Annotated in this window: 8 protein-coding genes; all 8 read right to left on the bottom strand. The window is 72.5% G+C overall.

Annotated features, from left to right (window positions below):
* Position 1: 1 nt before the first annotated feature.
* Entirely contained in the window at positions 2–1279 is a 1278-nt protein-coding gene (locus tag AB0D99_RS21625; protein WP_362364371.1) for an MFS transporter, read from the bottom strand.
* Positions 1276–9537, bottom strand: a complete 8262-nt coding sequence (locus tag AB0D99_RS21620) for an amino acid adenylation domain-containing protein (protein ID WP_362364368.1) — start codon at positions 9535–9537, stop codon at positions 1276–1278. Before AB0D99_RS21620 ends, AB0D99_RS21625 begins: the two co-directional genes overlap by 4 nt.
* On the bottom strand, positions 9534–9758 hold the full coding sequence (locus AB0D99_RS21615; protein ID WP_362364365.1) for an MbtH family protein: 225 nt from the start codon (positions 9756–9758) through the stop codon (positions 9534–9536). The genes AB0D99_RS21620 and AB0D99_RS21615 overlap by 4 nt, the downstream gene beginning before the upstream one ends.
* Positions 9759–9760: 2 nt before the next feature.
* Entirely contained in the window at positions 9761–10837 is a 1077-nt protein-coding gene (locus AB0D99_RS21610) for an alpha/beta fold hydrolase (RefSeq protein WP_362364362.1), read from the bottom strand.
* Between the two features lie 70 nt (positions 10838–10907).
* On the bottom strand, positions 10908–11654 hold the full coding sequence (locus AB0D99_RS21605) for an SDR family oxidoreductase (protein WP_362364359.1): 747 nt from the start codon (positions 11652–11654) through the stop codon (positions 10908–10910).
* Entirely contained in the window at positions 11651–12820 is a 1170-nt protein-coding gene (locus AB0D99_RS21600) for an alpha/beta hydrolase (protein WP_362364356.1), read from the bottom strand. Before AB0D99_RS21600 ends, AB0D99_RS21605 begins: the two co-directional genes overlap by 4 nt.
* A gap of 1 nt (position 12821) precedes the next feature.
* Positions 12822–13763, bottom strand: coding sequence for a chlorinating enzyme (locus tag AB0D99_RS21595; RefSeq protein WP_362364353.1), 942 nt, complete (start codon positions 13761–13763; stop codon positions 12822–12824).
* Positions 13764–13774: 11 nt separating this feature from the next.
* Positions 13775–15616: an amino acid adenylation domain-containing protein gene (locus tag AB0D99_RS21590; protein ID WP_362364349.1), complete on the bottom strand. Its 1842-nt coding sequence runs from the start codon at positions 15614–15616 to the stop codon at positions 13775–13777.
* Positions 15617–15964: the final 348 nt, after the last annotated feature.

The following is a 15964-nucleotide window of genomic DNA, read 5'->3' as shown; positions in this document are numbered from 1 at the left end:
CTCACGGATTCACTTTCTGAGCGTCGGCACCGACGGCGGTGGCGGTGCTGGGTGCGGTGGCGCGGCAGCCGAGGACGTAGAACCACCAGCCGGCGATCGCGAGCGCGACGAGCGCGGCGAACATCGCCGCGGGCGTGGCGTGCACGAGCAGGAAGCCGCAGATGATCGGGCCGATGGCCACGCCGATGTGGACGAGGTTCTGTGCGCCGAAGTAGCTGCCGCGCAGGTTGTCGGGGGCGATGGCGTCGATGAACATGTACTCGGCGGGTACGACGATCACCTCGCCGATCGTGAAGACGACGATCGCGGCGACGATGATCCACGCCTCGGTGGACAGGGCCATGCCGACGAGCCCGAGCACGAACGCCCCGGTGCCCCAGGTCAGCCAGCGCAGCAGCGTCTTCTCCTTGAGCCTGCTGCCGATGACGTACTGGGTGGAGATCACGACGATGGCGTTGGCGGCCGAGATGTAGGCGACCAGCTGGTAGGCGGTGTCGCGGGACTCGACGGTCACCAGGTACTGCGACATGTACGTCAGCAGCGGGCCGTAGACGACGATGCTGAGGATGCCGCCGAGGGTGAAGAGCCCGAGCCGCCGGTCGGCCCGCATCACCCGCAGCACCTCGCGGAAGTTCATCGACTCGTCGTCCGCCGCCTCCTCGGGCTTCTCCCGCCGTGCCGCGGCCTCCTGGGCCGCGGCTCCGGTGAACAGCCTGCGGAAGACGAGCAGCGGCAGCAGGGCCGCGAAGATCACTCCCGCGGAGAGCAGGAACGGACCGCCCTGGCCGGCCTGCACGGTCCAGACGCCCAGGAACGGGCCGACGGCGGCGCCGATGTTCTGCAGCGAGTACCGCAGCGAGAAGACCTTGGCGCGGTTCTCCGAGGGCAGCAGATCGGCGAGGAGCGCGTTGGCGGTGACGCTCATCGACGAGGAGGCGATGTTGGCGGCCAGCAGGACGCCGATGACCAGTACGGGCGAGCCGATCAGCGGGAGCCCGCCGTACAGGAGGGTGAGCACCACGTCGAGCGCGATCATGAAGTGGACCTTCACGAAGCGGTCGGCGAGATAGCCGCCGTACACGCTGACCACGGTGCCGACGATCAGGCAGACCCCCAGCACGTAGCCGATGGTGGCGCCGTTCATGTCGAGCGCGTCGTGCAGGTAGATCGGGAGGTAGGCGAGGATCGCGAAGAAGCTGACCGCGCGCGCCATCGCGCACAGCAGCAGGATCTTCACGGGGATGGGCAGTTCGCGGATCAGACGGAAGAAGCTCTTCATGCCGAGCCCTCCGCCGCGATGGCCTCGATGATCTCGATGAGGGATTCCTTGATGGTGTCGATCCGCCGCTCGTCGAACAGATCGGGGTGGTAACCGAAGAGGATCTCCAGACGATGCCCGGGCAGGACCGTGATGCCGAGCGGATAGTGCGAGACGCCCTTGGCGCCGTCGGTCCGCTCGCTCACCACCAGCCCGCCGGTCCCGTCGGCCGGATCCTCCTGGTCGGGGTAGTTCTGGAAAACGTAGTACGCGTCGAACAGCTCGCTCGCACCGGCCAGACGCTGGATCTCGGTCAGGGAGAGGTGGCGGTGCGGGAAGACCTCCAGCTGGGCGGAGTGGACCCGGCTCAGGGTCGCCGCGAGCGGCTCGCCGGGCTCGGTACGGACCCGCAGCGGCACGGTGTTGATGAGCAGGCCGACGACGGACTCGATGCCGTCGATCTCGGCCGGCCGCTCCGAGACGGTGGTGCCGAAGAGGACGTCCCCGCCGCCCGTCAGGCGTCCGAGCTGGAGGCCCCAGGCGGTCTGCAGCGCCGTGTTCAGGGTGACGCCGAGCCGGGCGGCGGCCCGTGTCAGCTCGCGGGTGAGGCCGGCCGGGAGGACGGCGGAGGAGGTGCGCGGCAGGACGTGCGGGGAGAGGCCGGCGTGGCCGACCCTGCTCGGCGCGCCGACATCCTTCAGGTACGTCCGCCAGGACTCGGCGGCCGCGTCCCTGTCCTGCTCGGCCAGCCAGGCCAGGTAGTCCCGGAACGGCGTGACCGGTGCCAGCTCCCTGCCCTCGTACAGCGCGAACAGGTCGTGCCAGACCACGGGCATGGACCAGCCGTCCAGGAGGATGTGGTGGTCCGCGACGAGCAGTTCGTGCCGGGTGCCGGAGAACCGCAGCAGGGAGAAGCGGAGCATCGGACCGGTCGTCAGGTCGAAGCGGAGCGCCGCGTCCTCGGCGACGATCCGTGCGCGCTCGGCGGCCTGCCCGGCGGGGTCGAGCGCGGACAGGTCGTGGCTCGTCCAGGGCACCTCGACGGTGTCCCGTACGACCTGGACGGGTGTCTCCAGACCGCGGACGGCGAAGCCCGCCCGGAGGTTGTCGTGGCGCATGAGGAGGCCGTGCGCGGCCCGCCGGAGCCGGTCGGCGTCCAGCGGTCCTTCCAGGTCGAAGACGGTCTGTCCCTGGTACGGATCGTCGTCCGTCTCCGGGTCGGCGGCGCCGGCGTGCAGCAGCAGGCCCTGCTGGAGCGGGGCGAGCGGCAGCACGTCCCGCAGCCCCGGGTAGGTCCGCTCCAGGTCGGTGAGGGTGGACTGCTTGAGGCTGAGCAGCCGTACGTCGGAGGGTGTGAGGCCGCCCAGCTCCGGGTGGGCGGTCAGGCCGGCGAGGGCGGTCAGGGTCCGGGTCCACCGGTCGGCGAGCGCGGCGACGTCCGTCTCGTGGAAGAGCGCGGTGTCCCACTGCCAGCGGGTGGCGACCGAGCCGTCCTCCCCTCGCCGGACGTCGACGAGCAGCGGGTACGGCGGGGTGTCGCCGGAGCCCTCGTGGCGGAAGCAGACCTGCGAGGGCGCGAACTCCGCCAGCTGCCGGCGGACGTCCTCGCCGCCCTGCCGCAGCTCCGCGTAGTTGCGGCCGTCGGCCGGCAGGGCGCGGATCTGCTCCTTCACCCGCTTCAGCGCGCGGGCCAGTCCGCGCGGGTCCGCCAGGCTCTTCTCCAGGTCGGCGAGGCCCGGGGTGAGCCGGACCGGCACCGGCCCGGGGACGGCCGCGGTCGCGAGATCCACCCGGAGCGCGGACCGGGCCTCCGGGATGCGCCGGCCGCGCCATTCGATCAGCGCGGGGGCGAGCGCGGCGAGCGCGATGTGCTCGGGTCCGGCGTGGAACATCCGGGGCAGGTCGGTGAGCAGCGCGTCCGCGAGCCCGGCGGGGAGCGTGCGGGTCGACCAGGCGTACGTGCCGCCGGGCTCGCCGTAGGAGGGGTCGGGGGTTTCGAGGGTCTTCAGCCAGTGCGGCAGCTCGCCGGCGGCCACGGCCGTCGGGTCGAGCGTCTCGGCCGCCTGCGCGGCGCGGGCGATCAGCGCCTCGACCGTCTGGTGCTGGAAGACGTCCCGCGGGGTGATCACGAAGCCCTCGGCGCGGGCCCGGCTGACCAGCTGGATCGAGCGGATCGAGTCGCCGCCGAGGTCGAAGAACTGGTCGTCCACGCCGACGCTCTCCAGGCCCAGGACCTCGGCGAAGAGCCGGGCGAGGGCGATCTCCCGCTCGGTGCGCGGCGGGCGGACGGCACGGGAGGTGAAGTCCGGGGCGGGCAGCCGGCGGGTGTCGAGCTTGCCGTTCGGCGTGAGCGGCAGCTTGTCGAGGAGGACGACGGCCGCGGGCACCATGTGCTCGGGGAGCTGCCGGGCGGCGTGCCGGCGGACGTCGAGGGCGAGCTTGCGGCCGTGGTCCTCGGCGCGCGGGTCGTTGCCCTGGTCGTGGAGGGACTGCCCGCCCGTCGCCTTGTGCAGGAACAGGTCGGTCAGGAAGGGCTGTTCGGCGCCGTCCTGGATCAGGACGACGTCGAAGAGGTCGCCCTCGGAGGCGTCGGTCCAGGTGGCCTTCGCGCGGTAGCCGAGCCGCTCGGCCAGGGCGTGGACGGCCTCCGGGTCGATGCCTGGGCGCTGCGCGCCGTCGAGCCCGAGGTCGGCGACCCGGCCCGCCGAATCGGTACGGATCCGGTGGGCCGCGGCGACCTCGGCGGCGACCCGTCGGTTCGGGATGCCGGTGACGCGGAGCGTCGCCGGCCGCGCGGACTCGACGAACGCGCGGACGGCGTCCAGGCCGCCCGCCTCCTGCCAGAGCAGCTCGGCCGCGTCCCGTACGGAGCGCACCTGCGCGCCCCGCTTGTGGAGCACGACCTCGTAGCGGAAGTCGGTCAGCTCGTTGGCGTGGTGGCCGCGCTTGAGCTGGATGTCGACGCCGACGACGTCCGCGAGCTCCTCGCCGATCCGGCTGAAGAAGGCGGGGTCGAGGAGGAGTTCGCTCTCCAGCTCCACGGTGTGCGCCACGAGGTCGCGCACGGCCGCGACCGGCTCGTCGGCGTGTGCCCCGCCGTGCAGGGCCGTCGCGGTGAGGAAGGGGTGCAGGAGCCGCAGATGGCGGATGTCGCCGAGGAAGATCCGGCCGCCCGGCTCCAGCAGGTCCATGGCCTGCCTCAGCACGTCGATCAGGTACGACACGCTGGGGAAGTACTGGGCGACCGAGTTGATCACGACGGTGTCGAAGCGACGGCCGGCCAGGTCCCCGATCTCGTGGGCGGCGAGGCTGCGCAGCAGCACCCGGTCGCGCAGCTCCGACGCCTCGACACGGCCGCCGAGCGTCTGGATCAGCGAGGGCGAGAAGTCCACGCCCGCGTAGGTCTCGACGTGCGGGGCGACCTGCCACAGGATCAGGCCGGAGCCGACGCCGACCTCCAGGACGTGGCGGGGCCTCAGGTCGAGGATGCGGGAGACCGTGGCGGCCTGCCACTCGCGCATCTCCTCCAGCGGGATGGGCCGGTTGTCGTAGCTGCTGTTCCAGCCGGTGAAGTCCTGCTCGACACCCAGGTCCCGCTGCTCGCTGTAGCCCTGCTCGTGGATCTCCTGCCATCGGTCGACGTGTGCGATGTCGTCGGCGAGGTCGCGGGCGCGGCCGGCCTCGTCGGACGCCTTCGGCACGACGTAGCCGACGAGCTGCTGGTGCCGCGCGGTGTCCTCGCGGACGACGACGACCGCCTGGGAGACGCCCTCGTGGGTGTCGAGCACCGCCTCGATCTCGCCGAGTTCGATCCGCATCCCGCGGATCTTGACCTGGTCGTCGGCGCGTCCGACGAAGTCGACGACGCCCTCTCCGGACGGCAGGGTCCGCCAGGTGGCGAGGTCGCCGGTGCGGTACATCCGGGAGCCCGGAGGACCGTACGGGCAGGCGACGAACCGCTCGGCGGTCAGGCCCGGCCGGTTGAGGTAGCCGCGGGCGAGGCCGTGCCCCGCGATGTACAGCTCGCCGGTGACACCCGGGGGGACGGGACGCAGCGCGGCGTCCAGGACGTACACCCGGGTGTTGTGCACCGGGCGGCCCACCGGCACCGAGTCGGCCTCGAAGGCGGGCCCGGCGCTGCCGCACTCCCAGTACAGGGTGTCGACGGTCGCCTCGGTCGGCCCGTAGGCGTTGATCATCGTCCGGCCGCGCGACCAGGTCGCCGCCAGGCCCGGCGGGCATGCCTCGCCGGCCACCATCACGTACGGGACGTCCGCGAGCGCGTCCTCGGCCATGGAGCCGAGGATCGTCGGCGAGAAGGTGATGTGGGTGGGGCGGTGGCGGGCGGTCAGGGCGCGCTGGCGGTCCGGGGACAGCAGCTCCTCGGGCGAGGTGAGGATCACGGCCGCGCCCGAGAGCAGGGTGCAGCACATCTCGCAGAAGGTCGGGTCGAAGTTGATCGAGGAGAACTGCAGGAAGCGGGATTCCTCGTCGAGGGCGAACCGCTCGATGTAGCTGCGGGCCAGGTTCGGGATACCGCGGTGCGTGACGGCGACGCCCTTGGGCCGGCCGGTCGAGCCCGAGGTGTAGATGACGTACGCCAGGTCCTCGGGCCGCAGCGGGACGCGCCGCTCGGCGTCGGTGGGGGCCCGGTCGGGCAGGGCGGCCAGTTCCTCCCGCAGGCCCGGGTCGTCGACCGCGAGCCGGAGCACGTCCTGTGCCTCCGCGGGCAGCTTGGCGAGGACGTCGCCCGTGGTGATCAGCACCTTGGGCCGGGTGTCCTCGACCATGAACGCCAGCCGCTCGGCGGGGTATTCCGGGTCGAGCGGCAGATAGACGCCGCCGGCCTTGAGGATGCCGAGGAGGCAGGCGAGCAGCTCGGGCGAGCGGCGCAGCGACAGGCCGACGACGTCGTCCCGGCCGACGCCCCGCTCGATGAGCCAGTGGGCGATCCGGTTGGCATGCCGGTCGAGCTCGGCGTAGCTCAGCTCGGTGTCCTCGTGGACGAGGGCGAGCGCGTCGGGCGTCCTGGCGACCCGCGCTTCGAAGAGGGCGGGGAAGCAGTCGTCGGAGAGTTCCCGCTCGGTCGCGTTCCAGCTGTCGAGGAGCGCGGTGCGCTCGGCCTCGTCGAGGAGGTCGATGGTGTCCAGCGGGCGGGCGGGGTCGGCGACGACGGCGTCGAGGATCCGCAGCAGGTAGCGGGCGAACCGCTCGACGGTCTCCCGGTCGAACAGGTCGGTGGCGTACTCGATCTCGCCCCGCAGCCCGTCGGGCCCGCCCCGCGCGTCGAAGCGCTCGGTGAGCTCGATCGTCAGGTCGAACTTGGCGGTGTGCGTGGGCACGGTCTCGTGGACGGCCGCCAGTCCGTCGAGCCGCCACTCGGGCTCGACGTTGTTCTGCAGCACCAGCATCACCTGGAACAGCGGGTGGTGGCTGGTGGTGCGGGCCGGGTTGAGCACCTCGACGAGGTACTCGAAGGGCAGGTCCTGGTGCTCGTACGCGGCGAGGTTCGACTCGCCCACCCGCGCGAGGAGTTCGGTGAAGGCGGGGTTTCCCGAGGTGTCGGTGCGCAGCACGAGGGTGTTGACGAAGAAGCCGACGAGCTCGTCGAGCGCACTGTCGGCGCGGCCCGCGAGCGGGGAGCCGAGCGGGATGTCGGTGCCCGCGCCGAGCTTGGTCAGCAGGGTCGCGGCGGCGGCCTGGAGCACCATGAAGAGGCTGGCCCGCTCCCGCTGCGCGAGGTCCTGGAGCCTCTCGGTCAGCCCGGCGGGGACCTCGAAGCGGACCACGTCGCCGCGGAAGGTGGCGAGCGCGGGGCGGGGCCGGTCGGTGGGCAGGTCGAGCAGTTCGGGGGCGCCCGCGAGCCGTTCGCGCCAGTAGCCGAGCTGCCGGGACATCGCGGAGGCCGGGTCGTCCGTGGAGCCGAGGAGTTCGCGCTGCCACAGCGTGTAGTCCACGTACTGCACGGCGAGTTGGGGCGCGTGGGGGTCCTCGCCCCGGCGCCGCGCGCCGTACGCCTCGCAGAGGTCCTTCACGAGCGGGGCGAGGGACCAGCCGTCGCTGGCGATGTGGTGGATGCAGAGCAGCAGGACGTGGTCGCGGGGGCCGGTGCGGAAGAGGTCGACGCGGGTCGGGATCTCGGCCGCCAGGTCGAAGAGGTACCCGGCGGCGGAGTCGATCGCGGCCTGGACGTCCCGCTCGGGCACGTCGTGGACGGTGACGTCGACACGGGCCTCGGCGGCGGGCAGCACGATCTGCTCGGCTCCACCGGGCCCCTCGGCGAAGTAGGTCCGCAGGCTCTCGTGGCGGGCGAGCAGGTGGTCGACGGCGGCGCGCAGCGCGTCGAGGTCCAGCTCTCCGGTGAGCCGGACGGCGATGGGCAGGTTGTAGGTGGTGCTGGGCCCTTCGAGCCGGTGCAGGAACCACAGGCGCTGCTGGGCGTACGAGACGGGGACGCGCTCTGCGCGTGCCATGACCCGGGGCGCGGGCCGGGCGGGGGCGCCCTCGGCCAGGCGGAGGGCGAGCGCGGCGGGGGTCCGGTCCTCGAAGACCGTACGGATGGGGAGTTCGACGGAGAGGGTGGCGCGGACGCGGGCGAGCAGGCGGGTGGCGAGCAGCGAGTTGCCGCCGAGGTCGAAGAAGCTGTCGTCGGCGCCGACCCGCTCGACCCGCAGGACCTCCTGGAAGAGCTCCACGAGGGCCCGCTCGCGGTCGTCGCCGGGCGCGCGGTACGGGGTGGAGTGCGCGAACTCCAGGGGCGGCAGGGCCTTGCGGTCGACCTTGCCGGCCGGGGTCAGCGGGAAGCGGTCGAGGACGGCGATGCCGGCCGGGACCATGTGGTCGGGGAGCCAGGCGGCGAGCGCGGCGCGCAGCGCCCCGGGTTCGGGGGTGCGGCCGGGTGCGGCGACGACATAGCCGGCGAGCTGCCGGTGGTCGCCCGCGTCCGCGCGGACGACCACCCGTGCCTGGGCGACCTCCGGGAGGCGGCGCAACGCCTCCTCGATCTCGCCGAGTTCGATGCGGTAGCCGCGGATCTTGACCTGTTCGTCGACGCGGCCGAGGAAGTCGAGGGCGCCGTCGGGGCGGCGGCGCACGATGTCGCCGGTGCGGTACATCCGGGCGCCGGGGACACCGAAGGGGCAGGCGACGAACCGCTCGGCGGTCAGCGCGGGGCGGCCGTGGTAGCCGCGCGCCAGGCCGTCGCCGGAGAGGTACAGCTCGCCCGGCTCACCGTCGGCGACGGGGGTGAGGCGCTCGTCGAGGACGTGGGCGCCGGTGTTCCACAGCGGGGACCCGATGGTGACCGGTTCACCGGCGCGCACGGGGGCGAGCAGGGACCAGATGGTCGTCTCGGTGGGGCCGTACAGATTCCACACCTGCGCGTGACCGTCGGCGGAGAGGAAGTCGGCCAGGTCCTGCGGCAGCGCCTCGCCTCCGCACAGCACCCGTGTGCCGCGCTCCAGTTCGGCGGGGGTCCAGCCGGCCTCGCGGAGCAGCTGCCAGAGGGCGGGGGTGCCCTGGATCAGCGTGGGGCGGGCCTCGGCGAGCAGGCGGCGCAGCGCGGCGCCGTCGACGGTGGTGCCGCGCGGCACGAGGTGGAGCGTGGCTCCGCAGACCAGCGGGAGGAAGAGTTCGAGTCCCGCGATGTCGAAGGAGACCGGGGTCGTGGACAGCACGACGTCGTCCGGCCGCACCCGGTGGTGCGCGGACATGAAGCCGAGGAAGTTCGCCAGCGAGCCGTGGGGGACGACCACGCCCTTGGGGCGGCCCGTCGAACCGGAGGTGTAGATGGTGTACGCGGCCGTGTCCGGCCCGGCGGACCGGCCGACGGGGTTCGTGTCGGGCTCGGTGCCCTCCTCGTCCACGTACAGCGTGGCCGCGGCGGCCTCCACCGGCCCGAGCGCGGCCGCCGTCCCGGGGCTGGTGATCAGCGCGCGCGGGCGGGCGTCGGCCGCCATGTAGGCGAGGCGCTCGGCCGGATAGCCCGGGTCGAGCGGGAGGTAGGTCGCGCCGGCCTTGAGCGTGCCGAGGAGGGCCGCGACCAGCTCGGGCGAGGACGGCAGGGCGACGGCGACGATGTCCTCGGGGCCGATGCCCCGGGCGATGAGCCGGTGCGCGATCCGGTTGGCCCGGGCGTTCAGCTCCGCGTACGAGAGCGAGGTGGCGCCCCACCGTACGGCGACGGCGCCGGGCGCCCGGCCGGCCTGTTCCTCGAACCGCGTCACGAGACCCGAGGTCCGGGCGCCGGTGTCCGTGGCGTTCTCCACCGGGGCGGTCATGAGCGCGCGTCCCGTCCCCGGGAGCCGGCGGGGGCGAGGGCCGTCCAGCGCTCCTCGACGTAGCCGAGGCAGGCGGTCCGTGCGTCCGGGCCGAAGGCGGTGTCCCAGCCTTCGGGGACGGGGACGAAGTCCGGCCAGAGCGAGTGCTCACCGGCCGCGTTGGTCAGGACGCGGTACACGCCCGACTCGTTCTCGAAGGGGTTGGTTCCTGACTGGTCCATCGTCACTGTCCCTCGCCCACGAAGTCGTCGATGCGCGCGGCGATGTGCGCCGCGTCGGTCACACAGAGCCGCAGGCCGTGCTCCTCGGAGTCCATGACCTCGGCCGTCAGCTCGCCGGTGATCGCCTCGCGCCAGTCCGGAAGCGTCTCGTTGTCCTGCGCGAGCAGCATCAGCGCGTCGATGTCGAACGGCTCGGGACGGTAGGTCTCCAAGGCGCGGGCCGTGGTGCGGAACGCCTTGTGCAGCCGTTCGGCGAACTGGGTCCCGCTGTCGCCGTGGGCCTCCCAGCCGGTGCCGAACAGCGCGGCGGCGATCTCGCGGTAGACGCCCTCGGGGGTGGCGTCGGCCGGGGCGAGCGGCGGGTGGGCGGTGTGCGGGGCGACGATCCGCAGCACGTCGTCGCGGTAGTCGACCAGCCGCCGCGCCTCGTCCACCTCGGGGGCCGAGCCGTCGAGATAGCCGTCGACGATCACCAGCTTCCGCAGGCCGAGCCCGCGCTCCTCGGCGATGCGGGCGATCTCGTAGCCGATCACCCCTCCCGCGCAGGCGCCGACGAGATGGAAGTCGTCCTCGCCGAACTCGTCCTCGATCAGGTCCGCGTAGAGCGCGGCGAGCTCCCGCATGTCGTCCGGCACGTCGATCGCGCTGATGTGCGGGGACTGCAGGCCGTAGCAGCCCCGGTCGGTCCCGAGGAGCCGTACGAGACGGGCGTAGCCGTCGACGAGACCGAGGCCGGGGTGGATGAAGAGCAGCGGGGTCCGTGAGCCCTGGTTGCTCATCCGGATGATGGCCCGCTCGGTGTTCGCGGCCTTCGCCGACGCCTTGTGCGCGCTCAGCGCGCCGATCGTACGGTGCCGCAGCAGGTCGCCCATGTTGAGCGCCCAGCCCAGGCGCTGGTTGATCTGCTCGATGGTCACCAGGGCCAGGAGGGAGTCGCCTCCGGTCGCGAAGAAGTCGTCGTCGAGGCCGACGGACGGCCGGTCGAGCGTCGTCTTCCAGATCTCGACGAGGGTCTGTTCCACCAGGCTGTGCCCGGATGTGACCTCGCACTCCTCGGGCGCTGTCGGCCGAGTACTCACAGCGGAACTCTCTTTCTGGTCGCTTGCCGGGCTGGACTGGGGCGGCGGAACGCTCCCGGGCGGGGCACCCTCAGGCCCAGCCGCCCGTGAAGTTGATGACGTCGCCGGTGAGGAAGTCGGCCGAGCCGCTGCCGAGGAAGACGACCAGGTCGCCGATCTCCCGCGCCGTGCCGAGCCGGCCGGCCGGCAGCAGGCCGCGGAGGCGCTCCCGGCCCTCCTCCGTCCCCCACAGCTCCTCGGGGTAGTAGGTCTCGCTCTCCAGGAAGTTGGGGGCGACCGCGTGCACGGTGACGCCGTGCGGGGCGAGTTCACGGGCCGCCGCACGGGCGTAGGCGGAGGCCCCGGCGCGCAGCGAGCTGTAGACGGCGAACCCGCTCTCCGGCCGCAGCGGCGCGGCGGAGGTCATCAGCACGATGTGCCCGCCTCCCCGGCGCTTCATATGGGCGGCGGCCTTCGCGATCACCCCGGCAGGGGCGACGAGCAGCGCCTCCGCGGCCCGCCGCAGCTCCGCCGGGTCGGCCTGGTCCACCGGCAGATAGCGGGCCGGGTAGACGTCGTTGCTGACGACGAGGTCGAGCCGGCCGTACCGCTTGACGGCCTGCCCGACCGCCCCGGCCGGTGTCTTCGCGTCGCAGGCCACCGCCCCGTCACGGCCCTCCTCGAAGGCCGTCCGCGCGGCCTCGTCGAGGAAGTCCTCGTCGTGGCAGAGGACGGTGTAGCCGGCCTTGCGCAGGCCGTCGACGGAGCCGGGGCCGGCGTAGCGCGTCGCGTGGGTGACCACCGCGACGCGCCCGGCCGACGGCGCGGGCGTGCTCACAGCCCACCGCCGACGAACTCCCGGAGCATCGTGTAGACCTCCGCGTCCGGGATCAGGATGTCGTGGTGGTTCCCGGAGTCGCGCTCCACGACCGTGGCCTCGCCCGCGACCAGCTCACCGAAGTGGTGGGCCGTCTCGGGGTGGGTCATCCGGTCCGTGCGGCTGGTGGCGATCAGCACCCGCTGCCCGACCCGTCGGGCCGCCTCGTTCGCGTCGTACGCCATGAGCGCGTGGTTCTGCTTGGCGTACCGGTGGAACAGCTCCACGTCCCCGTACGGATAGAGGACGTAGGGGGCGAGGCGCGGCGGCACTCCGAAGAGCATGTTCGGGTCGAGGAACAGGTTCAGCGTCTCGCCTGCGCGGCGCGGTCCGGAGGCCGCGCCGGCGAGCACGCTCTGGAACTGCTTCTGGAACGGGGTCCGCATGACCCCGGCACCGAAGTTCAGGTCGGGGTGGAGCACGGTCAGCGTCTCCACCCGGTCGCCGAACGCGGCGGCCGCGTCGAGGGCGACCGGCGCTCCGCCGCAGATCCCGACGAGGTGCGCCCGCCGCAGTCCGTAGGCCGTGAGCAGCGCGCCGACCAGAGCGGTCTCCTCGGCGAAGTCCGCCTCCGGGGTGTCCAGGGTCCGCCACTGCCCGAAGAGGTACGGGTTCTCGTAGGTGACGACGAGCCGGTCCGTGGACAGTTCCTCCAGCCAGGGCCGGAAGAGGGTGGCGGGCACCCCGGAGGGCAGGACGAGGACGATCGCCTCGTCCCCGGCCGGCCCCGCCGCGAAGGAGTCGAAGGCGGGAACGCCCTCGGACTCGATCCGGCGGTGGCCGGGCAGGGCCGCGAGCCCCGCCAGGCCGTCCGCCGGGACGTCCCACTCCCCCGAGCTCTCGGCCACCGGCCGCCAGCTGCCCAGCTCCAGGTCGCAGTAGGTGCTGAGGGCGACTTCGAGGCTGGTCGGGCGCTCCGGCGCGGGCGAGACGAACCGGGGGACCGTCAGGCCGTAGGCGGAGCCGACGGCGGTGAGGACCTCGTTGCACCGCGCGACGGCCTCCGGCCCGTACTCCTCGGTGGCCCGCTCGCCGGCCGGGAAGACCCGCAGGGTCTCCGCGGCCGCGCCCAGCAGTGGCTGGCAGAGTTCCAGGACCTCGACCACGCTCAGGGTTTTCGTGGTCATCTCAGAACTTCTTCCCCCGGGTGGTCTCCGTGACCATGCGGTTTCCGGGGTTCCTGTTCTCGCCGCTGACCAGCACGGAGCCGTAGCGCTCCAGGCTGATGCGGCCGCCGTACTCCTCGATGTGGTCGCTGCCCGGGTAGACGGAGACCGAGGAGGGGACGTAGCGGGTGGCGAAGCCCATCCGCATGTCGTTGGTCAGGCCCTCGTGCGGGTGCGAGGCGTGCATCAGGGTCGACCAGAAGATGATGAACTGGCCCGGCTCCATGATCTGCGAGACGGCCGCGTCCTCGTCGGGCTTCCAGTCGGGGTCGACCTGCAGCTCGCGGTAGTCGTAGCCGAAGAAGCCCCGGCGCACGCCCTCCTTGTCGACCCCGTTGATCGAGTTCGGGTCGTAGTGCATCCGCTTGGTCTCGTCGTAGTTCATCTGCTGGTGCGTACCGGGGATGAACTGCAGGCAGCCGTTCTCCACCTTCGCCTCGGTGAAGGCGGACCAGACGGTGATCGTGCCGCCGAACTCGGCGTTGTCCGGCCACAGGATCTGCGGGGTGCCGGAGGCGTTGGCGAAGGTGTCGGCCTGGTGCCAGTCGGTGCCCTCGTCGCCGGGGTGCTTGGGGAAGAACTCCGTACGCCAGCAGATGACGTCCGGGCCGAGGATGGAGGCGACCCGGTCGACGATCTCGCGCTTTCCGACGTGGGCGGCGAGGAAGTCGTTGTCGAGGTGGCGGTCGTAGTTGGAGATGTTGGTGGCGCCGGAGAGCTCGTCGTCCGGGTAGACCGCGTGGCTGCGGTCGAGCATCTGCAGCCGGGTCCTGCGCCAGATCTCCCGCATCTCGTCGGGCTCGTACGCCGTGAAGGGGCCGATGAACCCCTGCTGGTGGAACTGCTTTATCTCCTCCTCGGAAAGAGCGAACGACTTCTGTGCCTGCGGGTTGTCCGTGGTCATGTCCGGCGCTCCTACTGGGAGATGAGGGCGAGCTGGTGCTTGACGGCGGCGGCGAGGGCGCGGATGTTCGCGCCCTCGGCGAGGGTGCCGACGTTCAGGGAGAGCGAGAAGCGGTCGTTGACGACGCTGAGCATGTGGATCAGCGAGAAGGAGGTTCCGCCGAGGTCGAAGAACTCGTCGGTGTCGGCGATGTCGTCGGTGCCGAGGACCTCGGCCCAGATCCCGCGCAGGAGCTCCTCGACGGACGCGTCCGCCGCGACGGGGACGTCGGCGGAACCCTTGGTGGCCTCGGCGAGCCTCAGCTCCAGGCGCTTGCGCAGCTCGCTCTCGTCGAGCTTGCCGTTCACGGTGACCGGGAGCTCGTCGAGGGGCAGATAGGCCGAGGGCGCCATGTAGGCGGGCAGCGCGGTCCCCACGGCGTCCTTGAGCTCCGCCGTCAGCCGGTCCGGCGCGGCGGACGTCACCGGGAAGGCGACGAGCCGCGGCTCGCCGGAGCCGAAGTCGGCGGCCAGGACGACGGCGTCCCTGACGTCGGGGTGCTTCTTCAGCACGGCCTCGATCTCGCCGGGCTCGATGCGGTAGCCGCGGATCTTCAGCTGGCGGTCGGCGCGGCCGGCGTAGGCGAACTCCCCGGGGGCGGTCTGCACACCGCGGTCGCCGGAGTCGTACCAGCGCACGGTCGTGCCGTCGGCCTCGGTGCGCTCGGAGAAGCGCTCCGCCGTCAGCTCGGGGTGGTTCAGATAGCCGCGGGCGACACCGGCTCCGGCGACGTGGATGACGCCCTCCGTGCCCACCGGGAGGGAGGTGCCGTCCTCGTCACGGATGTCGATCCGCAGGTCGGGGATGGCCTCGCCGATGGGGCTGAGCCCCTCGGGCGCCGGTTCGGCGGTCAGGTCGGCGGCCGAGATCCGCTTCCAGGTGACGTGCACGGTCGTCTCGGTGATGCCGTACATGTTGACCAGCACGGGCGCGTCCAGACCGTGCCGGTCGGTCCACGGCGTGAGGGCCCGGTAGTCCAGCTTCTCGCCGCCGAAGACGACGTACCGCAGGCTGAGCGAGCCGGGCTCCGTGTCGGCGGCCATGGCGTTCATGAGGTTGCGGAAGGCGGACGGCGTCTGGTTGAGGACCGTCACGCGCTCGCGGCGCAGCAGCGCGTGGAGGGCCTGCGGGTCGCGGGCCGTGTCGTTGTCGACGACGACGAGACGGCCGCCGTGGAGCAGGGCGCCCCAGATCTCCCAGACGGAGAAGTCGAAGGCGGCGGAGTGGAAGTTCGACCAGACGTCGGTCTCGTCGAAGCCGAAGACGGGCGCGGTGGAGGTGAACAGCCGTACCGCGTTGCGGTGTTCGACCAGCACGCCCTTGGGCTCGCCGGAGGATCCGGAGGTGAAGATCGTGTACGCCAGGCTCGACGCGTCCGCGCCCCGGTGCCCGGCGGGGGCGTCTGGGGCGCTCTCGGGCAGCGCGTCCACGAGGACCGCGGTGCGGCCGGCCGCCAGTGCGGCGGTCGCCGTGCTCGCCACGACGACGGGCGCGTCGCAGCTGTCGAGGACGAAGTCCCGGCGCTCGGCGGGGTAGGCGGGGTCGACCGGGACGTAGCCCGCGCCGGCCTTGAGGATGCCGAGGAGGGCGACGACGAGATCCGCGCCGCGTTCCAGGCAGAGTCCGACGCGCTGGTCCCGGCCGACGCCGGCCCCGCGCAGGACCTGGGCCAACTGCGCTGCCTTCGCGTCGAGTTCGCGGTACGTCAGTCGCGACCGGGCGTCGGTGACCGCCACCGACTCCGGGAACCGCGCGGCGATCCGCTCGAAGTTCTCGTGCAGGGTGAGCGAATCGTCGAGCGATTCGCTGGACATCGCACCAGGATTCATAGACGTGGAGCCTTTCCCAGTCATGGAGCGGAGATTTCGGAATTCTCGACGTTTCGACGCGCCCGGCTTTTCGGCGGCTATTCCGGCCGCCCTCGCCCTGATGAATCTGTCAGCCGACGGCCGGGCCCTCAAGGGAATCCCGTGGCACCAAGGTGCAGTGGCTGCAAGTGGCCAAGGTGCGGTGGCCGCACGTGGCCGAGGTGCGGGTGCCGGCGGGGGGGCGGGGGGGCGGGGGGGGGGGGGGCCCGGGGGGGGGCGGGGGGGGGGGGCGGGGGGGGGGGGGGTGGGGGCGGGGGGGGGGGGGCGGGGGGGGGGGCCGGCACCAGCCCCGGG

The sequence above is a fragment of the Streptomyces sp. NPDC047971 genome (genome assembly GCF_040653355.1).
Classification (GTDB): domain Bacteria; phylum Actinomycetota; class Actinomycetes; order Streptomycetales; family Streptomycetaceae; genus Streptomyces.
Note: the sequence above shows the minus strand (reverse complement) of the source record. Positions and strands in the feature narration are given on the sequence as shown.